Source organism: Verrucomicrobiota bacterium (genome assembly GCA_037139415.1).
Lineage (GTDB): Bacteria > Verrucomicrobiota > Verrucomicrobiia > Limisphaerales > Fontisphaeraceae > JBAXGN01.
On sequence record JBAXGN010000030.1, the window covers coordinates 1 to 25,730 of the forward strand.

The window sequence follows — 25,730 nt, forward strand, 5'->3', positions numbered from 1 at the left end:
CTCCGGGAGGGAAAAAACGAAAGGCAAAAGGCAGAAGGCAAAATGATGAATGAAACAACCCATGAAACCGATTTTGCAGAAATATTGTTGTGGGCAGAAAAATGGGGAGAAACTGCCATCGGGATGGATGCGAAGTGAGTTTTGCACTTTATTTCACCTTTTTTCACTTTTTTTCACTTTTTGTCACCCTGGTTTTGACGCGTGCCAAGTTGGTTGATCGTTGAGAGAACGGAGCAGGGAGTGAACTCTCCCAAAATAAGTTCGCGCATTGAACCCTGGAGCGACTGATATATGCGCCGACTGACGACATTCCGAGCTGACCTGCTCGGGTAGCGTAAGTCCGGGTGTAACTGCTGATGGGCCAAAACCGAAATATGCGCCGACTGACGTCGTCGGCTACTTGGCCGGGGCTGCGGCCTTCCCCAGTTCTGGTTCCAGTCTGACTTTTGGTATTCATGCTATGCATCGTTTTTTGCACCGCTACCTATACACCCGGATTTTATGGCGGCGCTGCCTTTTTGCTCGGGGCACCTATTTATATTGGACAATCAATACACTATTCGCGCCACACGATGACAATACATGACATATTTTTTTGTAAAAAATATTTGACATGGGTTTTGGCAGGATGGAGAGGGCGTTAACCATGGAGTTTTATGCCCGATGCCTTCGTCTGCGTGATTGGACTGGTTGCCGTTCAGGCCTTTCACGGAACATCTCCCGGACCGCGATTTCTTTCTGGACGACCAGTTGCCTGATTATGGCTACAGCTTCGGCGAGTTCTGGATGGAATGGCCTACCTAGCAGGGATTCCGCCTCGGCAAACTGGCCTAGTTCTCGCAAAGCCTCGGCCTTCATAATCCGTTGCTGTTCGTTCTTTTCATCAAACAGAACCGATAAAGCCCGTAGGTTAGTGCGCTCTTCTTCCGTCATGGGCTCGGCATTGGGGTTCAAGCGGCGTTGATCGTTCCCCGCCCACCACGCCCGCATTCTGAGATATTGTTCCTTGTCCCGTTTAAACACACCTTTGGCAAGGAAGGCCAAATAGTCTTGGAGGGAGGGAGTTTCGCAGCCAAGGGAATTCTCAACATCACTTAATTGATACTCACACTCTTCGCCGACTTGTTCCTGCTCATCAACCCAAACGAGTGCCGCGCAATGCGGACATTTGATCAGCCATGGCTGGTCGGGAAGCATGGGCGCCTCCCGTTTTCCGTCACTCCAGAAACGTGCGCCGCACGTGTTTCCGGAAGCGATCGTGTGCCGCTCGATGTATTTCCCGCAAACTGAGCATTTGAGGATGATAGTTGGTCCTGGTGTCATAACGTATTCCTTTCTGGTGCCAGCGTCAGTTTATACGATGGTCTGTGACATTTGTGGACGCATTTGAGGTGCGTCCTGTGCCGACGGAACAGCTTTTAAGGCGGTCCTGAGGCAATCACAGGCGTGACAATAGTCCGGTGCTGGCATTCGGACCAATTCCTCCAACGCGCAACGTTGACGTTGGCGATCCGTGTCCTGCACAAAGGACCTCGGCGGTTCCCCGTCACGGGGAAGGTAAACCTGGATTTTCTGCCCGATGTGGTCAGCAACCATGGCCATGTCTTCCAGCGCCGTCCAGTTGAAGGCGAACCTTGTGAGCACCGTCGCGAGCCGGAAGTTGGTTTTGGCATAAACTTGCCGAAACTGTGCAATAGCGGAGGCGCGGAAGTCCACGACTGGTTTCTGGCCGATGCCATAAAGCTCATCCAACTGCATATCAATATCCCTCGCGTGCAGAACCAGATGACGCAGCGTGCGGAGGTGCAGCTCGCGATATACGTGCTTTTCGGTTTTAATAACTCGCTCAAACTCCTCTGTCGGTGGTTGCGCCAAGAGCTTCTCAGCCAGCAGAATGTGGTCCTTGGCAATAAAACCCATACTGTAGAGGATCCGCCGGACTTCCTCCTTCGGATCGCGAAGTTGTAAAATTTGGTGGTTCATAGTCGGTTGATGCAGGTTCTGATATCAGGGGTTGTGGCGGTTTGGCGAAGGCTGGCTGTTCACTTTCGGTTCTGGGGGACTGGTTTTCTTGGCAGCAGCGACGCCAGTGACTTGGTCGCCAGTCAATTTTCCGGTCGGTTCGTCGCCCAGAAGACAATACTCGCCTAGAATATGGGGCGTCAGCGGCTTGCCAGCCAGGAGTTTAACTGGCAGGTAGTCGTTTATTAGCCGAAGCAACGTGTGGTAGTCTATCTCCCGCAAATCTGGCGTGGTTGTGTCCTCCTGCTGTTGCCACCATTCCCCAGCCTCCCGCCAAGGCGGGCGGTGGCCTCTCTCCCGGTGGCTGCGTGGTCCACGGAAGAAGATCCAGGCGGTGGGGCGAATCCGGCGAACGTCTCCCAACAGCCAGATCAGCACGCCTGGGCCAATAATGGGCGAGCAAGCATCCGTCACGAGCTTCATATCCGGCGGACGATGCTTCAATGTCTCGTGGAGCACCAGCGCCGAATCCAGATTCATCTCGTTGATGCCCAAAAATTTAAGTATTAATAGTTTGGGTTTGGTTTGGAACCGGGCAATCAGTTCGTCGTTGATTTCGGCCAGCTCTGAGGACCGGTCGCAGTCGGTGACCGTGATTACGGTGTTATCCGCACGCTTTTTCTTGCGCGCAGGCTGTATGTCTTCAAACAAGCTATCAATATCATTCATAAATATTGGCCACAATTTAGCACAAGGGGTGTGACAACTTCGGTCATATTCGGGAACCACTTCCGGCCAGCAGAACTTTTTTTGAAAATTAATGATGACAGCGGGTGTCACACCCGGTGTGCTAAGCTTGGCCTATGAGAAATACTCGACACATTGATCCCAGTGGGTTGGTGGACTGCCAATTCCGGCAAAACAGCCTTAAAAAAGGTTGTGCGAGCATGGCAGTCTGGCTGATACTGGAATAAACTCACCCATGAGCACGAAGAAACCAACAGCCCAGAAGGGCTCCACGCCAACCAGTGACCGCCGCGATCTGGCGGTCGAACCGATCTTGGAGATTGTTCAGGAAACGGGAATTCAGTGGGCAATTCCTGGGGTGCTGGCCTATAGTGGGCGACCTGGGTACCCAGACTACAGCGTTTCGACACATGTAGTGGAACGATGGCTGGAGGAATTGGGGCGACAAGGCATTCGATCAGTGATTAACATGCTTTCGGAGGATGAAATGGACGTCTATTATCGCCGCCTGGAAGCACCGCTGGCCCAGTACTATGCTGACGCGGGTTTAGAAGTACGCCAGATCTCCCACTTAGACCAGGGCGTCGTGGTTGCCAAACCGACACTGCAGGCCAGGCTGCTATCAGCCTTTGAAAGTCTGCCCAAACCGGTTCTTATCCATTGCAGTGCGGGAGTTGAGCGATCCAAGGAGGCGGCTGAGGGGATCAGCAACGCGTGCCGAACCGCCACTGGAAAACGGGGCTCAATGCAGCCCCAGCCACGTGGCCGCCGCAGTGCCAAGGCAGTTCGGGAAAAAAACAGGGTAGTCACTGGCCAATGACGGTTTCAGTACTTTGGTTAACAACGTCTTTATTTTATGTCACTCAAATCTCGCTGTCCGTCTGTGTATCGGGATCTCCTTCAAGCTGGTGAAGCCGCCGAGCGCTGGCTAAGGGATTGTGCCGATATTGAATTCACCTTTGACAACGGAGCACTCTACGTAACCTCCGTCAGGAAGGCGCGGCTGTTGCCCTTGGAAAACACTCGGGTGCAACTTCAACTCCTGGTAGAGGGGCTGACCGCACCCGAAGAGTTCCTGGAACGGATCAGGCCAACGGACGTCGCGCAGTTTCTGCGTCCGGAGATCGTTGATAAGGCACGTCTGGAATTACTCGGAAAGGGTTTGCCCGCCGGTGGTGGGGCCGCCTCGGGAAGGATTGCGATTTGGCGATCGGAAGCGGATGACCCCGTGATTCCGGGGTGTCCGCCCCCCTTGATTTTAAGTGATCGGCACGCCCCAAGTCTGCACGCCACCAAAGCCTGCGCTGGCATGTTAACCCGGATGGGGGGAATCAGCTCCCATGCAGCAATGCTTTGCCGGCAGTTGGGAAAACCTTGTATCGTTGGCTTCCAAAAAGGGGAACTGAGCCACGAAGAGCACTTGTTTACCCTGCCGGGACACGCTCCCTTGCACGCGGGAGATTGGCTGACGATTGACGGCATAACCGGTGAGGTTTTTGCCGGGCAGGCCCAGATTGAAACGAGGCCGTGGAAGTCCCACTCCGAACTCCGCAGTTTATGGCTGATCATCGCGTATGCTGTAACTTCGGGACACGTCCCAGCAAACTGCGCGGGGAATGTGTGGCGGATATGGGATTTCATGCGCCATGAATTACCGCTGCCCGGACAACCAAACAGTAACCAGCCGACCAAAAATTCTCCGCGTCGGAGGGCTTTGCCCAACAGGGAAAACCCCGTCAAGGCGCGGACTAACATGGTTCAAATTGAAACTGTGGACCGACAAAACTACAGCGAAATTATTTGTGGTCTCCTTACGGCGATTGAGCGGCGGCTTGGCCTTTCGGCAGGAGGCAAGTCACAATCGCATAGCCGAGTGCTCTGGGAGATCGGGTCCCCCATTTGCCTGCAAGAGCAAAGTCAGTTGGTGGGATTTGAGTTTACGGGCCTTAACCAACATGACCTCAACTTGATCGAAGTCTCCAGTATTCGCTTTGAGCTTGAGTGTGAAGTTCAGTCCCCCGCCGAGGCTTGGACAGCAGAATCCATCCGGGGAGGTGGGAGCCGGATGATTCCAAACTCGAGGATCGTCAAACGGTGCCGGATCATGGTGAACGGGGTGCCTTTGAAGCATGAGGACATTCCGCAGTTCTACACGTGGCTGCGCCGGCGTGAATATTTTTGACAACGTGGCGGTTGACATTGGGCCGCCCCGCCGAGCACTATGAGACACATGAAAAAGAAATCAATTAAACCGAAGGCCATTAACACTAGAGAAATGCTGCGTCGCGTCATTGCGGTCCTGGACCTTATCAAAAGCTTGAACTACCCGTCCATGGATAAACTTGTGGATGAACTGGATAGACGAGAGCTCTCGCATGATCGGCGAACGGTGTTCCGAGACCTTCAGTGCCTTCGGGATTCCCTCAACTGGCCGATCTTTTATGACGCGGAAAAGCGAGGCTATTACGTGGACATGGAAAAAGGCAAAGAGGCAGGTTTTGATCCCCATGTCCTGGACCCCAAAACCCTTGCGGCCATGCTGCCGCAGGAGACAATACGGCCACGCGCATCCACACTTCCCGCCGGTGAATCGCTGGCGGAGATTCAGAAGTGGGCAAAATCCAAGTTGAAGGCCTGGGAGCCACTGACGGCGCAACCCCCAACGCTGCGCATGGGGATCTTTTACCGGGGATGCCAGATTCTGGAGGGATTGCTTGCCCAGTGCGTTTCAATCCTAACCGTTAGCCGCGTAGAAACGGACGATTTGGAGGCGTATGGCCGGTTTGAAGAACAGGTTGCGTTGCTGCGGCAGGCAAACGAGGAAATTTCAACCACCATTAAAGCGCGTCTTCCCGGAAGCCTCAAGGGCATGCTGCTGCTTTCTGCCCCTGACCTGGCTCTGCTTGAAAAACTCGAACACTTTCGCCAACAGCTTTCGAACCCGGCCCGTTCGTCATTCAAGCAACAACTGGAGGACGTACCCAAGCTGCTTGAACAGTTTCTGCCGGCCCTGAAGGACTTCATTGATAGCGATTTTATGAAAACCTGCGCCGTCATTGAACCACAAAAGCAGGCGCTTCGCGGAGACTGACGGCAGAGGCAGTCGGGTTGGGCAATGTCACTGACCGGTGCGTTTCAGGAACGATTTCCAGTCGAAGTCGTTCGCCGGGTTTTCGACCCGTACTTGTTTGCCGTTATCCAGTTCGAGCGTCACCGCCTTAAGCCCTTTGTGGCAATAATACTCATACACCTGCACCCGGCGCTTCCGGTATTCCCCCTTGGGCAGTTCGGCCAGCGACTTCCAGGTGCGCCGGGAGCGCGGATACCCACGAAACCAATCATGCACATGATCCATAAATCCGGGATCGCCCGGCAGCACCTTGATGGCGTCAGCGTTTTCCGTATGCGAATTGAAGCCATTCCGCTTTAAAGCGCGCAGCGCCTTGGCCCGGCTGCGCGGCAACTCGTAACGGGTCTCGAACTTGCTGGCGCTTACTGTCACCTCGAAAACTTGCTTCGCCGTCCTGGCCAGTTTTGCGTCCAGCGACAAATGCGCCCTGTTCCCGTTAAACTCGAGTCGGAGCGCAACCGGACGTGGGACGGGATGGCGTGTCCGAATGCCAGAGGTTTGGGTGCCCGACGGCAGTTTTTTTTGAATCATGGGTTTCATAGCGTTGCAGGTTGGGTTTCGGTAGCGGCTGTTGTGTTCGTTTTTTGGGAATTATCCAGCATGCCCTGAAAGGCCCGCTTGATGGCATTTTCTTCAGGCGTATTCCCATGCTCATCGGTTTTTGAGGCTTCCTCAAAGTGAATCTTCAGGTCCCACACCTTGATGGTGATCGCATGGCCGGAGTTTTCATCCTCATTGTGAGGCCAGGTCTTGAAGGTGCCGATTGGCTTGGCTTCCCCTGTTTTTTCCTCTGTGCCCAAGTCCATCTTCGGATATAGCAGATGTACGTTATTGCAAGATCGGCGGTAGGCATAGGCAATCATCTGATACATGTCGCCTTGGGTGACACCAAGATTGGCCTGATTCCGCTCTGCCTTTCTGGTGCGATGTTTCCATTTCGCGTCCGCAATCACACACTGCTCTTTCACGCACTTATCTTTCTTGTTCTTGAAGAAGAGGTCATGTTTAAGCTGAAACGCATCCTTCGCATCCTTATTACGGATTAGATACGGTTGTGAATTGTCCATTTCCCAGTCGGTATTCGCCAGCGATTCAGTGGCTAAGGCGCGAAGATACGACTCGAACAGCCGGTCCATAGGCAGCAGAAAGCAGAAGCGCCGCCCTGTTTGTCCAGAGGCGTCAGCCTGGGCGACGGCAAGAATCATTCGGCACGCATCCAGAACCTCAAGGTAGCCAGCCTGCATGCGGTTCAGATGAACCCGGTCGCAATCAGCGGCGATTCGCGGCACATCCTCCACTTCGTCCATCTCAAAAATGATGGCATCCAGAAGTTCCTTCACCTCGTCCGCATCCGTACAGGCGCGGGCTACGCGGCAGGCGCGCTTGATGATTTGGTTCAACAGGTTGTCGAAGATGAATGGCTCGTGCTCGTACACCAAGCGATGCCATCGCCCGCGTGCTAGGCAGTCGCGGATGTAGGGGTTGATCAGCAACCGTCCGCGCAGCACCACGCCCTCTTCTTCCTGCAACTGGTACTGCCAGTAGGGCTGGGTGGCCACCAGCTTTCGCGCATGGTTGGCGAATAGCCAAAGATAAGCGTCAAAAAAGGTTTGCAAGGAAGCCGGGGCACTATCTGCCACCCCTGGATTCAGCCCTTCGAAATATCCCGCTCTCGAAGCCCAGTGCAGCAGGTTCCGCGTCATTAGCCCACGCATTCCCTGCACCTGCGGTTCTTGTTTTTCCGGTGTTGAATCCTGCTTATTCTTGATTGTCTCGAATTTAGTTTGGAACACCCGTGGCCAAATGTTAATCGTCCGGCCTTCGTACCAGATGGTCCCAACAAAACGCCCGGCTTCAAAGCGGTCTCCCTTCTTCAGCAGATAAGGCTGCTCTGTTTCACTCTGGATTTCGTCTTCGTCGCTGTCATCGGAATTCCCGTCCGAGTTATTGGTCGCCGCCCAAAATCCTGACTGCGATTGCGGCCGATTCTTCCATGTTTCGAAGAGAAAATCCTCCAGACCAGAACAGTGACGTGAGAACCAATCTACGGCATCACTTCTGCCGAGTGGCAATTCGCGGTAATCAAAAAAGTCAATCGGGTTCAAGATGCGATTTGTGGTTTGTCCTTATTCTCCAACCGGACAGGTCGCTCGATGAATCGATAAGCTTTACCGTCATTATTAGGGATCGTCTGCTCCAAGATTTGGACTCCAGCCGCTTTCAAAACGTCTAGTACTGTTTCCTGATTTCCTCCAAAGTATTCCTCGAGCAACGGAACAATTTTCCGGTCCAGTACGGCCTCAAACGAAGCCTTGTCCTTTACGTTCATTAAGTATGCGTGGCCAATGGCAAAGTCCGTTGATTTCTTTCGGATTGCAATTTTTTTGTTCAAATTGACAAGGATATTCTGAAGGTTGCCGACATTCGGAATCCCATCGCTGAGCACACTTTCTGTTGGATCAAGTCGCACAAACTCAAACCTGCGACGCAGGGCAAGGTCAAGTAGGGCGAGTGACTTATCCGCCGTGTTCATGGTGCCAATGATAATCAGGTTTTTGGGCACGCCGAACATTAATCCTTTCGGATGATTTGGGAGCGACACGATTAACTGCTCCTGGCCACCAAGCCGTTTGTCGTCCTCCAGCAGCGTGATCAACTCCCCAAAAACCCGCGACATATTTGCCCGGTTTATTTCGTCAATGACAAGGACGACTGAAGGGTACGGCTTTCCTTCCTGTTCTTTATAACTATCCAAATTGGCGGTGCTGCAAAAGTTCAAGAACTTGTCAACATCGTCGGCCAATGACTTTTCCTCGGGAGCTTTGGTCTTTTGGGCTTGCTTGAAGGCGGCTGCACAAGCGCGGAGAAAGATGCCGGGCTCCCATTTGAACCGAAGGTTAGCACCGCCGTCTGTGACAGGTCTGAGTCCTCCAATAAAATCCTCATAGCTATAACTTTGGTGGAATGTGATGAAATGGATGCGCGTACCCCGATTAGTAGCAAAGCTTTCCCGACTAGAGTTTCTTGCCTCCTTTTCATCCTCAGAAGCGGTGTCTACAAAATAATTCCAAGTACCATTCTCGTCTGCATCAGGATCGAGTATCTGGGCAGCAACAGAAATGGCAGCATAAGTCTTGCCTGTCCCGGGCGGTCCAAAGAGAATGACATTCGGACAGAGTGTAGATTCTGTTGGGCGCGTAACACTACTTTTTTCTTTTGGATTTTCGATACCGTTGCCTTGTCCAGCGATTGGCGCCTTTTGCACATCTTCATCGAGTACCCAATTCACCTTTTTGGCTTCAGCAATCGTCTTTAAATTACGTAGGCGAAGCGGACAACTCTGGAGGAGCAGCATATAGCGATTGGGTTGAAGGGAGATCAACACTTCGCGCAGCGGTTTGGCTTGAGGTCTTCCGTAGGTCCACTTATGGGGGTATTTTTGTTTTTTTCTCTGTTCAATCGTGTTTTGGATCGTATTTTCGAGAACGTCGTCTTTGTCGTTACCAGTTATTTGCTGAAAGACACACCCGGTATTTTCCAGATCGGTGAGGTTCACACCCTGGATTATGAGTTCATGAACTACTTTGTATAGCAGTTCTTTATCCGAGCTGCAAATTGTTGAGTCGTTGCCTAGTTTTAATGTGTATGTCATAATGTTTAAATGTTTTTCGGATCCTTTTTTCAGCAAGTATCAACACGAGGTCATGCTAGCCTTGGTCTGTCCATGTTTGGAGTGTGAAATAGTTTTCAAGACCTCATTCCAATTTACAAAAAAGGTTCAACTTTTCCATCTGCTCAATATTACTTGCTTCAGTGGTGGCAATCCGTGGGTCGCCAACCACAATCGCAAGCGTCTTCGCCCGTGAAATGGCTACGTTCATCCGGTTCTTATCGAGTAGGAAATCCAAACCACGCGAACCGAACTCCCCGGCACTGGAGCACATCGAGACAATGACCACAGGGGCTTCCTGGCCCTGGAACTTGTCCACGGAACCGACTTGAGCGGCGGGCAATGCCTGTTGGAGTTTGCGCACCTGCAGGTTGTACGGCGCGACGAAGAGAATGTCAACCAAGGCGAGCGGCCTGGTTTGGCCATTCCGGTCAGTCAGCGTTCGTCCCAGCAGTTCCCTGACGATTTCCAGAATCCGCGCCACTTCCTCATTGCTGCCTTGGGTGTTGCCCTCGTGTTCCACGGGGCTGAATACGATGCCGGCTTCCTTGGTCACGTGCTTGCCTCCGGCGGGCGGCAAGGTTAGCCGCTGGTTTTTATTGGCTTCGGCGGCGGTCAGGCGACCTTCATAGGCCATCTTGGAAACGAACTGGCAAATCTCCGGGTGCATGCGGTACGAAACGCCGAGAAAGATGCCAAGGCTTTCGGGGATGGTGGCGTGTTTTTGCAGGTAATAGTTGAGCGGCGACTGGCCGCTCTCGCCGGGATGGGTTCCTTGCACCGGCTGCTCCAACTGCATCTGGTCGCCCATGAGCACGATATTGGCAGCGGAGCGGGAAACGGCCACGAGCTTCGCCAACGAGAGCTGGCCGGCCTCATCCACGAACAGGTAATCCAGCCGACCTTGCATATCGTCACTGGCGAACGGCCAAGCCGTACCGGCAAAGACGCCCGCCGAATAGACCGCTACGGCATCCGACCCGCCCTTGACCACCACCAGCCTTGGGCAATCGGTTTTCAATTCAGCCTTGGCCGACTCGGCAGCCTCTTCATCCCCCTTGCCGGCATAGACGCCGATCAGCGTCCCTTGCGTTTCCCTGCCCGCAGCCCGCAACAGATTTTGAATCGCCTTGTGGCTGTTGGATGTGATGCCGACCTTTTTTCCCGCCTTCAGCAAGCTGGCGATGATCCTGGCAGCCGTAGTCGTCTTGCCTGTACCGGGCGGCCCTTGGATGCAGAGGGTGGAGTTCCGCATGGTTTGAACGACCCTCAGCGCGGCCTCGGCGGCTGGTTCACCGGGCTGCGCCAAGGAATGTCCGGGGGTAACGCCGGGTATCTGCGGCGGTTGGCGGAGCAGAAAACGGTGCAACGCAGCGGGCAGGGTGCCCCGGGTGGCCCAGTTCTGCGCAAGCTCACGAATAGCAGTGTCCAGCGGGCCTGTCTTAATGTCCTCGTGGAGGAAAATCGCGGTGGAGTGCGGCATGTCGCCGTTCAATCGTTTCGTCAATTCCTGCTGGCTGATCTTCAGTTTGACCAGACCGGTTTTGGCATCCATTTCGGCTACCATGGCCGAAGGCAGGTTTATATGATCCAACTTAACTCCGTCCCCAAGCCTGATCTTGGTCTCGCTATCCGGGTCAAACTGGTAGGTATAAATCCACGATCGCTTCTCTTTAACCGGGGCAGCGCCGGAAAGCCAGAGTCCCTCCAAGCTATTCAAGTCGGCTTCCCGTTCTCCAGGGGTCTTGTCTTCCAGCCAATCAAAAAGCCGCCACCAGCCGGGTTTGCTTTCGCGCCGGTGGAACTCGATCAAATCGGCCAACAACGCGGTGATGCCCGCTTCGGGCGAACCGGGGGCGCATCCAGCGAGTTTGGCCTCCAGTTGTTTCCGGAGTTCAGCCAATTCAGCCAGCATTTCCTGTTTCTTCTCGGTGACCTCGGCCTCATCCTTGGTGGGTGTCAGATAGGCTATGCCGTTCTGCTTCTGCACCTGGCGCAACCAATCCACCAGTTGGTGGGTGGACTGGCAGTCGTCCTCGTTGTAGTCGCGAATTTTCTTGAGCAGTTCCGCCTGTCGCCAATCGCGAGGCTGCCTGCTCTCGATCCAGTTGGCATAATACACGACGGATTCCCCGGCGGTTTTGACGTCGCTGGCTCGTTTCTCGCGGTAAAGCAGTTCGATGGATTTGATGGAGTAGCTGGGTTCGCCGACCCGCAAGCCCTGGCGCACGACCTGATAGAGATCCACCAGCACGCGGTTGCGCTGGAGTTCATCTACCTCAAGCTCGCGGGTGGCATGGCGGCAGGCCAGGCGACGGAGAGCGGCGCGCTCGTAATCCGCGTAGTGGTAAATGTGCATCTTCGGGTCCCGGTTCCAGCGCGCACAGACCCAATCTATGAACCCCTCGAAAGCGGCCTTTTCCCCGGCACGATCATGGCCCCACCAGTCGTGGAACTCCAGTTTGCCGCCTTCCCCGATGCGGTCGTGGCAAACCGCCCCGAAGAGGTACTCCAGGCCGTCTTCGTGCAACGGGTAGCCTTCCATATCGAAATACACGTCCAACGGCGAGGGAGGGGGAAGTTGCTCCAATCCACGGCGCGGTGAGTCTGGCTCGGGCTGGATGAGCTTGAAGACTGGCCTTACCAACTCGTCGGCCTTGGCCTTGGCGCGCAGTTCCCGCGTCTGGACCTGCAATTCCGCCTGTTCAACGAGTTTTTTCAGCACGTCCTCGGACATCTTTGGCACCCTTTTCCCCTGGGACCTGGCGAGTGCGGCGACGGTGGTAATACCATTCGCCGCCAGCTTCTTCATCTGGCTGGTGTTGATGCCAGCGACTTGGGCCAGGTGATCCGTTTCGAGCAAAATCCGGTCGGCATGTGACTGCCACCGGCGATGATTGTCGCGGGGTTCGGGAATTGGCGGTTGCCCGCTGGGGTCGAAGACCTCCATCTGCGCCAGAAACGCCTGGCGCAACCGGCGGTAATAATAGAGGAAATCCTCGACCCGGAATGGCTTGTGCTCACCGTTACCAAGCACCACGCTGGTATGCGTTGGCATTTGGCCTTGGATGGCGGCCAGCATTTCCGAGTAACCGCAGAGCTGGACGAGGTAGTACGGTTTGACTGCATGGGCGAGTTTGGTGTCCCAAACTTCATAAAGCGGACGATCCCCCGGCAGCTTCACCAGAAAATCCGTATAACCCTGGAATCCATCCCGGCTTAGAAACGCCTGGTAAATCACCTCGCGACCCGCTTCGATGGCTTGCAAGGTATGGACAGCGGCGGCAGGGCCTTTAGCAATTTCGCAGACATCGCGCCTCTCTTTTTTAAGCTGCTCCAGAAACCGTTGCTCGTGCTGGTTCCCCGTCTTGGCGATCAGTAACTGCTCTTCGGTTGGTTGATCCGGATGCACACGCTCCGGACATTCCAGATGGAGCCGCTCCATCCAACTCGCAAACGGTGATTCCAAGAAGCGAATCAAGTCCGATGGCGAATAAACCATGTACCCGTTAGTTTGGTGCATAATAAAGTGCTTGGTGTGAAGTGTTTGCCGGAGACCCGGCTTTGTCAAACCTTGCTTTCGGTGACTTTTCCGAAGAACCATCAGGGCCGCTCTAATAACCGCATCCGTTGGTCGCCTTTGCCGACGATTTTGCCGCCGCGATCACGGGTATAGTTATCACTTTTGGTGTACTTGCCGAGGATACGCCCTGCGCCGTCTCTGATGAAATCACCATCGAAAAAGCCGATGATTTTGCCGGTCCGATCTCTGATATACTTGTCATTCATATCCACACCTTACCACATCCACTGTGCCAAATGCTGTCACACCAAATCTTGGCGACTTGCAGCGCCGTAAAACCATCCTCTCCCGCAAAGGTGTTATCAATCGAAATGCATGGCTGCATTTCGATTATGCTTTCGTCCCACTCGCTACCGGACTGACCACTCGTACACGCCGGCGGAAAATTCCTTTTGTTGCTGAATCTCAAGCCGCAGGGCAGAGGTGGTCACGGGGGTGAAGTTCACTTCGACCAGAATCCCCTTGTCCACAGGATAGGCGGTCACTCCCTCCACCGGGGCCCACGTGCCGTCCGTTTTTTTGTAGGTTAATCGCCATGAGGCGGGCACGCGGCAGGCACCGCGCCCGGTGTCGTCAAACCACCAGACCGAGGAGGATTTGAGCTGGACTGGTTTCCCGAAATCGTATTGCAGCCACTCGGCGGTGCCCCGGTGCGGCCAGAAATCAAAGTTGTTTAGCGAGCGATCCTTGGCGTCGCGCGGGGTAACGCCGTCGTTGGCTGCTGAGGGATCCATGCCGGGACGGCAGAACGAGACGGTCAGATCCGCCACGCTGGCCAGAGAGGTGATGCCGGCTTTCTCGCGATCCTCAATCAGCCAGACCTGCGATGCACCGCCCCGGTTCAATCGGACATAGTTGGGAACACCCACCAGCCCGCCGCCGGCAACCGTCATGACTCCGCCCAGCAGGTCGCTCCGCCACACGGTCTTGAGTTCCGCGTCCGGCTTGAGAATTGCCGAGCGAACCGGTTTGGCGTGGTCCACATCCTCAAAGCTATAGACAATCGGTCCGCGCTGCACGGCCACGCGTCCTCGATTGGCCACGACCCGTTCATCGCACCGCACCCGTTGCACTTCCAGCGGCAGCGTGAGGGTGACGCGGTCCCCGGCCTTCCAGATGCGATCAATGCGGGCGTAGCCGTCTTTCAGTATGACCGGATGGGCAGTCCCGTTGACCGTTACCGTGAAGTTCGTGCCGTCTTTCGGGGTTGCGGTGTACAGGTCGCTCTCGGTGCGGTCCGGGATGCGGAGCGCCAGCGTGAAGGCCCAGGGCGTCGCCAGGGACATGGTGAAGGTGACCTCGCCATCCCACGGATAACGCGTTGCCTGGCGCAGGCGCAGCGAGGCCGCCTTGCCGACGGCGGGAATCTCGCCGTCGCTATCCACATAATGGTTGACGTACAGAACGGTGCGCCCGGCATTCACCGAATACATCAGGTCCTTGATCGCGATCAGCGTGCGGGGGATGTTGCCGACGCAGCAGGGGCAGCCGTGCCAGGGATAGCGGGCCAGCCGGGAACTCAGCGGGTTCTGGTAATAAAACGTCTCGCCACCCTGTGCCACTGAGCCCAGCACGTTGTTGTACAGCACGCGTTCCTGAACGTCGCAGGCCGGGGCGCTGGCGTGCAGGCGGTGCATCTGCTCGGCCCAGAAGCTGAGCCCGCAACCCGCGCACGCCTCGCAATAGCCGTTGTTGGGAAGCTCGTAATCGCCCGCAAACGCTTCCCCCTGGTGCGATGCCCCTACGCCGCCGGTCAGGTAATGCTTCTTGTGAATGGCGTTGGTCCAGATGCGGTCGGCGGCGGTGCCGAAGGCGGCATTGCCTTGAATCCGGGCGACATCCGCCATGGCGGTGTAGAAATAGGTGGCGCGCACGGCATGGCCGGTTGCCTCAGTCATCGCCACGGCGGGCTTTTCGGATTGGTTATAGGCATTGGGCTCGATCTCGTGCTGGTGCTCCAGAAAGTGCCGGGCCAGCGCGATGTATTTATCCCCCTTGCCTGCACCGTCACTTGCATTTACGGCCTCGCCGAGCCGACACAAGGCGTGCTCCATACCGGGATGTCCGTTCTTCCAGGTGCGTTTGGGTGCCGGACCAAAGGTATCGCACAACAGATTGGCGCACTTGAGCGCCGCGTCGTAGAGCCGGCGATCCTTGCCGCCCGTCATCCGATAGTGCGCAATGCCCATCTCCATCAAATATCCCATGACATAGAATTCATGATCGCTGATGGCGGTGAAGCGCGGGCGCTGCTTGAGCGTGTGGAAGGAGTGGATGTAGCCATCCGGACCCTGCGCGGCCAGGATGATGGGAATCCATTCCTCGACCTTGGCGCGCAGTGCTGCCTGCGCCTTGGCGAGGTCGGCGTCGCCCTCCGGATCCACCTCCAGCGCCAGGCAGATCGCCTCGACGGTGTTGTACACATAGGCGTCACTCCAGGGTGCGCCCCGGTATTTGCCCACCGGTTCGCCGCGCAGCGCCTGGCCGGTGGCGCTCAGGTTTAATAGTTCCTGGCCCTCACCTCCCTGTTCCATCTGCCGGACGCAGTGCGGAATCCATTTCTCGGTTTGCAGTTTGATCTGCTGTTTCCAGAACCCGCCGATTTTCACCTTCTGGAAGCGCACTGTCTCCAGTGGTCCCTCCGGGGCGGGCTCCGCCGCCGCGGCGGAGAGGGTGGTGGCGGCAAGAGAACAACACACGATGGCCGTCGAGATGGCGGATAAAATTCGCATAGTCATATTTATCAAGTATTACATGTTAATAAGTTTTCGCTCTTCACCTCGCCAAGAGATTCACCGCATGCACCGTTCGGGTTCGCTCCTCGATTTCAGCGGGGAGACTGCCTTTGAACCACGCCTTGGCGCGATAGGTGAATTGTCCGGGCTCCGGCATACAACGCACGGGACCACCTTGCAGTGCCTGGGGAAGGCCCACCGGCAACTGCGTGGTTTGTGCGTTCTCGTGACACCCCGCGCACGCCTTGGTTTCGCCGGGGCGGGCATAGATCCAGGTCCTTTGGTTATTGATGACGCGGCGATCGCAATCGAGAACCTGCAAATGGACCAACCGGTCCGCCGGCAGCTCGAGGTAAAAGGACCCATCCGCCGCCAACGGCACCGTGCCCAGCACGCGACCCTGTGTGCCGCCGTGGTTTTTCCACACCGGATCCGGACCGGTATGCGTCGCATGCCGGCTTGGCACGGGCATTCCCTCCACGAGGCGGATCAGCCGGCCACGCCGCCGCACTTCCGGTTCCTGCGTATTAAAGACGCTCGCGCACAGCATGCGTCCGGAAGATTCGGTCGGGGAGTCGGTGGCCAGCGCGGGCGGTGGCCGCCGGGCAATGACGGGGCGGGCCTCGTAATCCGCCGTAGTGGGATCGTTATAGATCAATTGTAAATGCCCTGAACGCGGGTCCAGCCGGTAAATTCCCAGGTCCACCTTTTTCCGATCCGGCGTTTTTAACGTCGTCGCACACAGGATGGTTCCATCGGCTAAAGGCATCGGCGTAGTGTAGGCTCGGGTTTTAAAATCCGGGCAGATGAGCTGCTCGCCATCGCGGGAGCCCACGAGGGCCAGACCGCCCTGGGTCGCGACCACAATTCGGCCATCCGGCATGCCCTGCGGTTGGGTCATGCGTAACACCCGGTGGGTCAGCGGCGCTTCCTGGCCGTCATCGGGTCCCGGTTGACCGTGGTCGAGCGCCCGCCAGAAGGCCCGCCGTTCGGGGCCGTAAATGACGGTATCGCGCGTGCCATCCGGGTGCATGGCATGCAGCACCAGTTCCGTTTTGTTGCGCGAATAAAACACCTCCAGGCGGCTGAAAACAATTCGGCCATCTGGTAGAATCGCCGGTTCGTTATCCCGGCCAATATTCGTGGCAATGGGCTGGAACGATGCGCCATCGGCGGAAAGAATACCCAGGGCTGTGCAGAGATACCCGTGATACTCATCGCGAATTCCCGTATGGCTGGAGGCGCAAAGAATGCGGCCATCCGGCAAAAAGACCGGTCCCACATAATGATACGCTCCATGCGTAAGCTGCCGCAAGCCGGTCCCGTCGATATTCATAATCCAGATATGCCACCAGAGGCTATCCGCTTCCCGTCGCGTGAAGACCACTTGGCGCGCATCCCAGGAAAGTTCCGGCTCGCCAATCCAGCCGTTCGTGAACGGCGTCAGGCGCGTCACCTTGCCATCCGGCTGCGGTGGGCTGAGCAGGTAAAGATTGTCGCCTGGACGATACGATGGTCCTTCATCCGTCACCACATACGTCTGCCGCCAGCGATCTGCCTGCTCCACCGTTTGGGGGGTATTGGGTAGATCGTTGGCTCCTTTGATGAATAGCAGCGCGTTAAAGTTCGTGCCGTAAATTCCCGGTAAATTTCCCGCGCCGGTCACTGCCGATGCCTCCCTATGGACCTCGGTCACCGGCCTGAACGTTTCCTCCGGTCCCGGCCCCCCGTTTGCCCGGAGGGCATCTTGGGCCGCGTTGCGCACCGTGCCATAGGGATGGGTGGCGGCGGCACGGCGCAATAACGCCAGGGTCTCGGGCGTTCCCAAATCAGCCAGCGCCTGCGCGGCGGCCAGCCGCACTTCCAACACCGATTTTTCGTCGTCCATGATTTTGGCCATCAGCGCGGTGTGCGGCGTCGCCTTCAGCAAGCCCAGCGCGCGCAAAAAGGCCTCGCGCCAGCGGGGGCAGGGATCATTGAACTCTTCGTCCTTGAAGGTGCGGCTCCAGCCATAATCCCCCTCGGCTTTGGCTTCGGCTAAAATCCGCGCCAACGGCGCAACGGCCCGGGCATCCCCCAGCCAGCCCAATGCTTTTGCCGCGTTGATGCGCACCCAGCCGTTGGTGTGTTCCAAAAGCGCGGTCAACCGCGGCAGATCAGCGGCATCGGTACACACGCACGGCAGCCACGTAGCCATGCGTTCGGCCGGAAACACCGGCCAGGCCAAATCCGGTCGAGGATTGTCCACCCTCCGGGCCATTCCGAGCTGGGTAAACGCCTGTTCTGCCGCCTCCTGACGAAGCCCGGCCACCATCAGCAAATGACGCGTGAGCCGATGCGCAACCTCCGGCTGATACAGCACAAATGTGTCATGATCTCCCGGCAGGTTGGCCATCAGCCGGGGAGCCAGCGCAGTCAACGTTTCGCGATCCTGCGGATCATCCAACGGCAGGCGGCTCAGCGCATGGATGATCCAGTAAGGCGTCTCCAACATGCGATCATCCGAAGGAAACTTCATGTCATCATCAACCGGGACTTCGGCGGGATTCTTGCCGTTTAACAGCTTGGCAAAACGCGCGTATGCCGCCAACAACGGCCCCACCACCCGACGATCACCCGTGTCCCCCAAAGCCTCTGCTGCCGCCCTGGCCCAGAAAGGATTTCCCAACTGTGTCACCAGATAATCCCGCCCCTTGGCCTCGCCCAACTGGCCCAACGCCCGCAGCCCGGCACGTACCGCCGGACGACTGGCCTGATCGTTGGCGGGCACCGCACCTAAATTTTGCAGCACCAATGCTGTCGCTCCGGCACCGCCCAGCGCACCCAGCGCGCGCAAACCCCGTTCCCGCTGCCAGTCTGTCTCGGGATCTTTGGCTACTGCAGATTGCCCGTTGATCTCAATCTCCCGAAACGTGGTGGGGAACTGCTTGTTCTCAGACCCAAGGCTGGTAATGCGCACAAACCGCGCCGGTCGGGAGGCAAACGGGATATCCCAGGTTACCGGCGTAAGCTTCTGCCCACTCGCGACCGTCATGAATTGGTTGCCATCCAGACTGGTAGCCACGTCGTAGTTGGTCACGCAATAACCCGCGCCATACTGATGCACGGTCACCCGTTCGACCTGTTGGGTGGTTCCCAGATCCAACTGGCACCATTGTGGCACCGGAACATTCTTCGTCTGCCAATAGCCCGGTCCCAACTGGCCGTCGATCAAAACTTCCAGGGGGCCGCGATACGTGCTGGATGCCGTCATCTGCCAGGGCGCAGTCGTGCGCGTCCGGGACTTTTGGAGCAACGCCCGCACCTCATCAGGGATGCCATCCGCCGGAACGCTCCGCCACCAAGTGCGCCATGCTTCCGCCTGTTGTTGCCGCACCGCCGCCGGGGCCAGGGCATCAAACGGGAATTCCAGGCCGGTAAGCGCCGTCAACGCCACCTGCGCACCTTGGCGCGTCAGCCAATCCGAATCGTCGAGATGCTGCAGCAACGGTGCCACGGCACTCCGCTCTCCACACCAGCCAAGCGCCAGCACCGCCTGACGGCGCACTTTGGGAGATGGATCCTCCAGACATGTCACCAAACGGGGCCCGGCTTGGCGGGCGCGCAAAAATCCCAGCGCCTCCGCGGCCCGCACACGCACCGATGAGGAGGCATCGGCCAGCTTTGCCAATTGTTCCTCTATCTGTTGTTCATAAGGGCCGGCCGCAGCCATAGCCGCCATCTTTGGCAGGTTTCCCAATACCAGGAAACCTGCCACCACGATTATAAATTTGTTTTTTTGAGTCACTGCGTGTTCATCTCCAGATTACGGTTTGTTCCCGGATGCGGTCGTGGACGGGCGAATGCTGCGCAACGCGGGTTGAGTAGTCGCGGTTTCGATGGCTTTGATGGCCTCCTGCACGGCTGTGACTCTCCGGTTGTTGAGTTCACCGGCAGGGAATTCCCCCCGCTTGCATTGCTCGTTCAAGGCCACAATCAATTCTTTCAACGCTGGAATCACTGGACGGGCTGCTGTGCCATAACTCACGATTTCCTTCATGATTTCCCCGGTTCGTTTTTCGCTGCCGTGACCGCCCTGGGTTTTTGCAAAAATCACCCCGACGTCGATCCCCTCCTTGAAATGATACTTGGTCAGGGCTTTGAATCCGCCCATGCGGATTTCATTGCCAAACATCGTGTCCGCCGGACACCGCGTTTTCACGGCCTCGAGAATATCCGGTGCTAGTGCCTGCACATCATCCGCCGTCAGTTTGTGTTCAAAAAGGTCCCGCAGCGTGGCGCGCGCCATGCCATCCGCGTTCTTTGAAATTGCGCGTACCGCCGGATAGAGCAGTTCCGGACTGATATCTTTGACGGACGATCGCAACAAGCCCTTGAACAAAGCCGCCGCCAATTCGCCATGCGTGAGCTGAATGGGGTCGGCCCAGGCAATCGGCTGGAGCGGTTCGGCGGTCCGGGCGACCGCCTTGAGCATGTCGGGGATGACTGGTTTGGCGATATCCCCCATGTTCTTCAAAGCATTGGCGGCCTTGACCCGCAGCCAGCGGTCTTCGTGCGTGAGCAGCCGGACCAGGACGGGTAGCGCCTCGGCGCACTTCAGGTAACCAAGCGTCTCGCAAGCACTCTGGCGGACATGCGCGTCGGGGCCTTCCGCCATGGTGATTAACTGGGGGATCATCGTCACCGCCTCGGGCCGTTTGGCCAACTCCTCCGCCGCCCAGCCACGGACGACCGGCGACCAATCGCCGAATGCCGCCACGATTTCCTTCGTGCTTTTCTGCCGGCGCTCCACATCAAAGCGTCCGGAGGCGATGGCCTCAGCGACATCCTTTTTGCTCAGCCAGCTCGACCGCGCCGCGTCCCGACCGGTGATCCAGAGTTTTTTCAGCGGCAGGGAATAGGTGAGCACGTAGCAGGCGTTCGGGCTCAGGCCATAGTAGCCGCTTTTGCCGTAATAGGTATTATCGTCGGTTTTGCCGGGGCCGTATTGTTCACCGCCATCATAGGTGAAGGAACCATCGCAACGCCGCACGAGATCAAGATGCCAGGTGGCTTCCTTGAAAAATGCGGCGGTCGCATCCGGTCCGCCAACATTGGCACCCATCGCCCCCCACAGATAACTGAATCCCTGGCCGGTGTGCCCGTACTCGCGGTTTTCATACGAGGCCGTGACCATCTTCGCAAAGAACTGCGCTTCCTTGGCCCGGTCGCCCTGGACGCCGAACAACACAGCCGTCATGGCGTTCTTGCCGTTATTATCATGATATGGCCATGGCATGTGTTCGCCATAAGGAATCGCGCCTTTGTCCACATAATAGCCGAAGAACTTGGAGGCCCGGTCAATCGCGGGATCAATCTCCGGATCGGACACGCCGCATTTTTTCCCCATGATGATCGCCAGGTTGCCGATCAAGCCAGCGGCATTTACCGGACCATACGGCGGGATGGACCCGTGAAGCTGGCCATCCGAAGTGAGGCTGGCAATGCCGTGCCCAAAGGTGCCATACATGCTCTGCCCCTTCGCGAGCGACACCGTATATTGCCGAATGGCGTGCAACACTTCCTGGTCGCCGGTGAGCAGATAGTACTCGCTGAGGAAGAGGTTGCGGTAACCCCAATCCCAGACCACCATACCGTCTTTCAATTCCAGTTTCAGCGTGGGCGGCCCGATCTTCCGGGCAAGTTCCTGCACGCGCGGCATGCAGTCGCGGTTGCCGGTGGCCATCAAAGCCAGACCGTTGATGGCGCCCCAGATATCCGCTTTCAGCGGCTCCCGCTCCAACGCCTTGCAGGCCTCATCAAAAATACGCTTGGACTTGGGGCAATTGTACGGCGCGGTATCGCTGTAGGTTCCCATGACTCGCAGCTTGAGTTGGACTTCTTCGGTTTTACCCGCCCGCCAGCGTGTCAGTTTCAAGACGCCTTGATTGGCTTCCTGCTCGGCCTCCTGGATGGCAATGGCGATGCTCTTCCGGGCGTCGTTGGTAAACCGTTTGCCACCCGCGCCCAAGATGATGTCATCCACTTTCATCACGCCATCCGCCGGTGACTTGGCACCAACATGCGTAACCAGGATTTGCCGGCTGGCCGTCGTGGTTCGCCCCTGAACGCTCTCAAAAAAATTCGTCGCCTTGGTATAAATCCAGCCGCGCAATCCGGTGGAACCCAGATTATAGGTCAGCGTGCGATCCACGTTATTGCTGCGCGTAAGATCGGGCGGCGGCGGTACCGGTGCCGCCGCGCAAACACGGAGGATGCTCATGGCCAAGACGAACACTCCAAGAATACGCTTCATGTGCTGATTCATGCTTGTGGTTATTTTAGCGCAGCCAAGCTACGACCTTTCACGTAAATACCGGTTACCGTCGCGTCTTATAGGCTTTCTCGTAGCGATCCGACTCAGCCAATGCTTTACGCAGACCGACGAGACGGCGATCCGTAAAGGGCAGGTTCGGGCGGACGCGGCGGAGCATGGGGTCGGTCTGGAATTCCGACTTGATAAATGCGACTTCGTCGGTGGGAAGCTTGAAGGCTTTGGCTACGATTTTGTCAAGCGCGTCCAAAGTCCCGGCGAGGGATTTCTCGTAGTTCGTGTGATCGAAGTCGGCGACCGTCTGCTGCCAGGTTTTGAGCGTGGCGGGCGTCGGGATGGGGATTTCCACCATGACGTTCCGCGAAAGGGAGGCCCCAGTTTGCAAGGCCAGCCCTTCGGCGAAGCAGCGGGCAATGGTTTCATCATTCATGGCAATCCAGTGGAGAAGGTCATCGCCGGGCTGGACGATCCAGAGTCCATCGCGCTCAAACACAGTTGGCTCGCCGATTTTAACAGACTTGCCGGTCTGGAGTTCCTCGGCCCATGCCACTTTTCCCTGGGCGGCTTCGGTGACGATGACTTTAAGGGTGGTGGGCGCGCTTTGGGCGAGCTTTCCCAGCAACACTTCTTCGCGGCGGTGCAGGTTCTCGCAGGCAGCCAGGAACTCCCCACGCAATTGCACGAGCCGGGCCTGTTGCGCGGCCAGTTTATCGGACCACGGCAGGCGCCGAACGGTGGTTGGATAAACGTTGCACCGGGCACGAAACAAAATGGCTTCACGCTGCGAAAAAGCGAAGAAGTACTGGTAAAGCCGGGACAGCACCAAAAAATCGAACGGAAACCCGGCCAAGGCAGCTTTCGGAAAAAATAAGGTTGCCGTATTGAGAATGACACACTTATCCGGCTCAAACGGCGCGAAAGTCAACGCCGTGGAAATTCGGTGAATCGCAAAACCCGCCTTTGGCAAGATGTCTTCAAACCGCCATAGGCTCGCGTCATCCATTCGGTTTACGTCAATATTTCTATTGACTGGGTCGCCTTCCATTCGGCAGGCAACGATGTTCTCGCCTTTGAACACATCTTTCCCCCCCTTCTCCACTTCGTGGACCGAACCGCGAAACGCTGCTCCCATGCGGATCATATCCGTCTGTTCCCATCGCAGCTCACGTTCATCGGCCGGCTTGGTCAGCGCCCAGTCCTCAATCGTGTTTTTCGCCTTGCCGACCCAGAAAGTTTGCACGATGTCCTCGAAGGTCGGTCCGACGAAACGATCCAGGATGGCTTTTCGTTCCGGCGTAATCTTGGTGAGGATACGGCCATCGGCGGTGAACACATCCGCGTAGGGCATCTCAACGAGGGTGGTTTTATGCAAGTCGAACTCGACGTGTTTCTGGTCAAAGCCGGTGAACTTGGCGCAGCGCTCGTCGGCGACACGCAAGCGAATCTTGTCTTCGGGCGTCGGCGGGCGCTTCTCCGCGATCAGGATGATCGGCACGACGTCGGCACTGAAGATCATCGGCCCGATGAGTTCGAGGTCCACGATTTCACGGAGGGTCCATCGGCCGCCAAGCGAAAAGAGCTTGCGGAGGGCCCGGTTGTCGTCGTTATCGCAGAAAGAAATAGGCACCACGAAACCGACCTTGCCGGGACGGTTGTTGCCATTGGCGGCGCGGCACCAACCTTCCATCGCTTTGTACAGAAACAGCGAATATAGATCTATGTTGGCGGATACTTCCTTGAAAAAGAGGGCGTCCTCCGGGTTGAGGCTGGCTTCCTGGCGCTCGGGCCGGACGTAAGGCGGATTCCCAACGACGGCGGCGTATTCGGGCAGATCAACGAGGGAGAAATCGGTGAGATGTGCGTCGAACAACCCTTCGGCAAGCGCTTGGTGGCGAAGTGAATTGTGGCCGCCGGTGATGGCGGTTTCGGGAAAGCCGCGTTGTTTGATTTCATCGCGAAAGATGAACAAATGCCAGAGCATCTGGATTTGGGCAACCATCGCGGAGAAGGCGTTGAGGTCGTTGCCGCGCACGTTGGCAAGGGCTTCCAATACATCGTCGAAGGAGGCCACACCCTTGGCCGCCGCATCCCCGGCAACCGCTTTAAACGCTTCGATCAAGAATGTGCCGAGGCCGCAGGCGGGATCGAGAACCTTATCGCCTTTCTGGAGGCCCAACTGGCGAACGATGTAGCGGGCGATGTCGGGCGGCGTGTAATGCTCGCCAAGGCGCTTGCGCTGGCTGGTCTCGAGAAACTGGCCGTAAATATTGCTGAGCACGTCTTGCTCGATGGTCGCGAAGTCAAAGTGCGACAGGTAGAACAGGGCGCGCTCGATGGCGACGGAGAGGTGGGGGTCGCTGTTTGCCAGCACCCAGTCGAGTTCGTTTTCACCGAAGATGATGGCGTTCAGCTTGGAACCCTCGAGGTACGTTTCGCGCACGAGGCGTCCATAGCTGGTGCCGAAATAGTGGTGCATCTGCTGGAAGGCCGCGATGCCGCCGTTGCAGAGGTATTTCTTCTCGCGGAAAAAACCATGATCCTCGAAGAAACGGAGCACCATGCAGCGGGAAAGCAGGAGGCTGGCGGTTTCGGCGGCGAGCAGATCAAGGGCCTTATCCTGGTCCCCTTTGGTCCGTTCAAGATATTGCGGCAGCGTGAAACAGCCAAGGCGGGCGATGGGGACATCGCGCTTCACCGCCGTGTAGATCGCGAGCACGTCCTTCCGGTGTTGCTTGAACGCCTCCCGGCTGTTCAGTTCCTGACCGGCCAGACGAAACGGATCAAAGTGGAACTCCCGAACGCCGTACTTTGAGCGAAAATCATCGAGGAGTTGTTGCACCGCCATAGCCGGACCAACCGCGCCTTCGAGCGCGCGACGGCAGGCGGTTTGCAGCAGTTGTGCCGAGGTGCGCATCGCGAGATAAAATTCGTTGCGGGCGCGCTCGAGCGCTTCCTCTTGGGCGAGGGTGAGCAGCTTGCCAAAGGCACTCAGTTTGACCCCGGCAATGGGATGGCCCTTATCCTCGCGGAACGCTTGCAGACGGCGGTTGACCCCGGCATGAGCGGCGGAGATTTCAATACACCGTTCTTTGAACGTCGCCTCAGTCAACCCCGCCCATTGGATAACGATATCGAAGCTGGCGTCGTAGTTTGCGGAGCGCGTGGTGACGGCGCGCAGAATGAAGCAGGAAGGGTCGGTCATCGCAAACCACACGGTATCGAGATCAATGTATTTCGATTTTTCCGCAAAGGTGATGCGCCGACTGGCCTCGTTCAGGAAAATCTCCGGCTCATCCTTCGCTTCCAAGACCAGCCACCGCGACTTGACTTCCCGGCCTTTGGCGTCGAGCACCCCAGTGGGCGCCATTACCGCAACGTCGGGAATTCCGCCCTGTTCTGTGGCGGTATCGGTGAAGACATCCTCGGCGTTGAAACCCAGGAAGTACACGAACAAGTCCCGGATGAAGGGATACATGTTGCGCTCCTGACCACGCTGGCAGGAGATGATGCCACGAATGCATTCCTGAAAATCAATCGTCGGCCTCGTGCGTTTTGTTTCTGTTCGTTTCGGTGCCATCGCTGATGGCAAA

15 protein-coding genes are annotated in these 25,730 nt (G+C 56.9%); 3 read left to right on the forward strand and 12 right to left on the reverse strand.

The features are described from left to right. Nucleotides 1-654: 654 nt before the first annotated feature. From WCO56_07300 to WCO56_07310, 3 genes are all read right to left on the reverse strand, one after another. Complete coding sequence (locus WCO56_07300; protein ID MEI7729361.1) at nucleotides 655-1,197, reverse strand: hypothetical protein; 543 nt, start codon at nucleotides 1,195-1,197, stop codon at nucleotides 655-657. Between the two features lie 156 nt (nucleotides 1,198-1,353). Beyond that, nucleotides 1,354-1,983 carry a hypothetical protein gene (locus tag WCO56_07305; protein ID MEI7729362.1) on the reverse strand — a complete coding sequence of 210 codons (630 nt, stop codon included), beginning with the start codon at nucleotides 1,981-1,983 and terminating at the stop codon, nucleotides 1,354-1,356. Nucleotides 1,984-2,007: 24 nt separating this feature from the next. Beyond that, entirely contained in the window at nucleotides 2,008-2,691 is a 684-nt protein-coding gene (locus WCO56_07310; protein ID MEI7729363.1) for a hypothetical protein, read from the reverse strand. A 253-nt stretch (nucleotides 2,692-2,944) separates the two neighbouring features. Between WCO56_07310 and WCO56_07315 the strand changes: the two genes are divergently transcribed. Genes WCO56_07315 through WCO56_07325 form a run of 3 tightly spaced genes read left to right on the forward strand, consistent with a single transcriptional unit; the run spans nucleotide 2,945 to nucleotide 5,800 of the window. Further along, nucleotides 2,945-3,529: a hypothetical protein gene (locus WCO56_07315; GenBank protein ID MEI7729364.1), complete on the forward strand. Its 585-nt coding sequence runs from the start codon at nucleotides 2,945-2,947 to the stop codon at nucleotides 3,527-3,529. Nucleotides 3,530-3,565: 36 nt separating this feature from the next. Then, nucleotides 3,566-4,891, forward strand: coding sequence for a PEP-utilizing enzyme (locus WCO56_07320; GenBank protein MEI7729365.1), 1,326 nt, complete (start codon nucleotides 3,566-3,568; stop codon nucleotides 4,889-4,891). Between the two features lie 48 nt (nucleotides 4,892-4,939). Further along, nucleotides 4,940-5,800, forward strand: a complete 861-nt coding sequence (locus WCO56_07325) for a hypothetical protein (GenBank protein ID MEI7729366.1) — start codon at nucleotides 4,940-4,942, stop codon at nucleotides 5,798-5,800. Between the two features lie 27 nt (nucleotides 5,801-5,827). On the opposite strand, the gene WCO56_07330 is transcribed toward WCO56_07325, so the two are convergent. The 9 genes from WCO56_07330 to WCO56_07370 form a co-directional block, all read right to left on the reverse strand. Beyond that, on the reverse strand, nucleotides 5,828-6,370 hold the full coding sequence (locus WCO56_07330) for a hypothetical protein (GenBank protein MEI7729367.1): 543 nt from the start codon (nucleotides 6,368-6,370) through the stop codon (nucleotides 5,828-5,830). Nucleotides 6,371-6,375: 5 nt separating this feature from the next. Next, nucleotides 6,376-7,944, reverse strand: coding sequence for a hypothetical protein (locus tag WCO56_07335; GenBank protein MEI7729368.1), 1,569 nt, complete (start codon nucleotides 7,942-7,944; stop codon nucleotides 6,376-6,378). Beyond that, nucleotides 7,941-9,491, reverse strand: coding sequence for an AAA family ATPase (locus WCO56_07340; protein ID MEI7729369.1), 1,551 nt, complete (start codon nucleotides 9,489-9,491; stop codon nucleotides 7,941-7,943). The genes WCO56_07335 and WCO56_07340 overlap by 4 nt, the downstream gene beginning before the upstream one ends. A gap of 103 nt (nucleotides 9,492-9,594) precedes the next feature. Continuing rightward, nucleotides 9,595-13,032, reverse strand: coding sequence for a TM0106 family RecB-like putative nuclease (locus WCO56_07345; GenBank protein MEI7729370.1), 3,438 nt, complete (start codon nucleotides 13,030-13,032; stop codon nucleotides 9,595-9,597). Nucleotides 13,033-13,112: 80 nt separating this feature from the next. After that, nucleotides 13,113-13,298 carry a hypothetical protein gene (locus WCO56_07350; protein ID MEI7729371.1) on the reverse strand — a complete coding sequence of 62 codons (186 nt, stop codon included), beginning with the start codon at nucleotides 13,296-13,298 and terminating at the stop codon, nucleotides 13,113-13,115. A 144-nt stretch (nucleotides 13,299-13,442) separates the two neighbouring features. Then, entirely contained in the window at nucleotides 13,443-15,824 is a 2,382-nt protein-coding gene (locus WCO56_07355; protein ID MEI7729372.1) for a beta-L-arabinofuranosidase domain-containing protein, read from the reverse strand. Between the two features lie 43 nt (nucleotides 15,825-15,867). Continuing rightward, nucleotides 15,868-19,548 (reverse strand): HEAT repeat domain-containing protein, encoded by a 3,681-nt coding sequence (locus tag WCO56_07360; protein ID MEI7729373.1) that lies wholly within the window; start codon nucleotides 19,546-19,548, stop codon nucleotides 15,868-15,870. An 84-nt stretch (nucleotides 19,549-19,632) separates the two neighbouring features. Then, a complete protein-coding gene (locus WCO56_07365) occupies nucleotides 19,633-22,122 on the reverse strand; it encodes a DUF6288 domain-containing protein (protein ID MEI7729374.1) in 2,490 nt (829 codons plus the stop codon). Between the two features lie 64 nt (nucleotides 22,123-22,186). Next, the gene (locus tag WCO56_07370; protein ID MEI7729375.1) at nucleotides 22,187-25,717 is read right to left on the reverse strand and encodes an N-6 DNA methylase; all 3,531 of its coding nucleotides are present in this window, start codon (nucleotides 25,715-25,717) and stop codon (nucleotides 22,187-22,189) included. Nucleotides 25,718-25,730 lie beyond the last annotated feature (13 nt).

Coding starts and splice junctions, on each gene's coding strand:
- WCO56_07320 (MEI7729365.1), top strand. CDS start 3,566: ATGTCACTCAAATCTCGCTGTCCGTCTGTGTATCGGGATCTCCTTCAA.
- WCO56_07310 (MEI7729363.1), bottom strand. CDS start 2,691: ATGAATGATATTGATAGCTTGTTTGAAGACATACAGCCTGCGCGCAAG.
- WCO56_07365 (MEI7729374.1), bottom strand. CDS start 22,122: ATGAAGCGTATTCTTGGAGTGTTCGTCTTGGCCATGAGCATCCTCCGT.
- WCO56_07340 (MEI7729369.1), bottom strand. CDS start 9,491: ATGACATACACATTAAAACTAGGCAACGACTCAACAATTTGCAGCTCG.
- WCO56_07360 (MEI7729373.1), bottom strand. CDS start 19,548: ATGGCGGCTATGGCTGCGGCCGGCCCTTATGAACAACAGATAGAGGAA.
- WCO56_07325 (MEI7729366.1), top strand. CDS start 4,940: ATGAAAAAGAAATCAATTAAACCGAAGGCCATTAACACTAGAGAAATG.
- WCO56_07350 (MEI7729371.1), bottom strand. CDS start 13,298: ATGAATGACAAGTATATCAGAGATCGGACCGGCAAAATCATCGGCTTT.
- WCO56_07370 (MEI7729375.1), bottom strand. CDS start 25,717: ATGGCACCGAAACGAACAGAAACAAAACGCACGAGGCCGACGATTGAT.
- WCO56_07355 (MEI7729372.1), bottom strand. CDS start 15,824: ATGCGAATTTTATCCGCCATCTCGACGGCCATCGTGTGTTGTTCTCTT.
- WCO56_07315 (MEI7729364.1), top strand. CDS start 2,945: ATGAGCACGAAGAAACCAACAGCCCAGAAGGGCTCCACGCCAACCAGT.
- WCO56_07305 (MEI7729362.1), bottom strand. CDS start 1,983: ATGAACCACCAAATTTTACAACTTCGCGATCCGAAGGAGGAAGTCCGG.
- WCO56_07345 (MEI7729370.1), bottom strand. CDS start 13,032: ATGCACCAAACTAACGGGTACATGGTTTATTCGCCATCGGACTTGATT.
- WCO56_07330 (MEI7729367.1), bottom strand. CDS start 6,370: ATGATTCAAAAAAAACTGCCGTCGGGCACCCAAACCTCTGGCATTCGG.
- WCO56_07300 (MEI7729361.1), bottom strand. CDS start 1,197: ATGCTTCCCGACCAGCCATGGCTGATCAAATGTCCGCATTGCGCGGCA.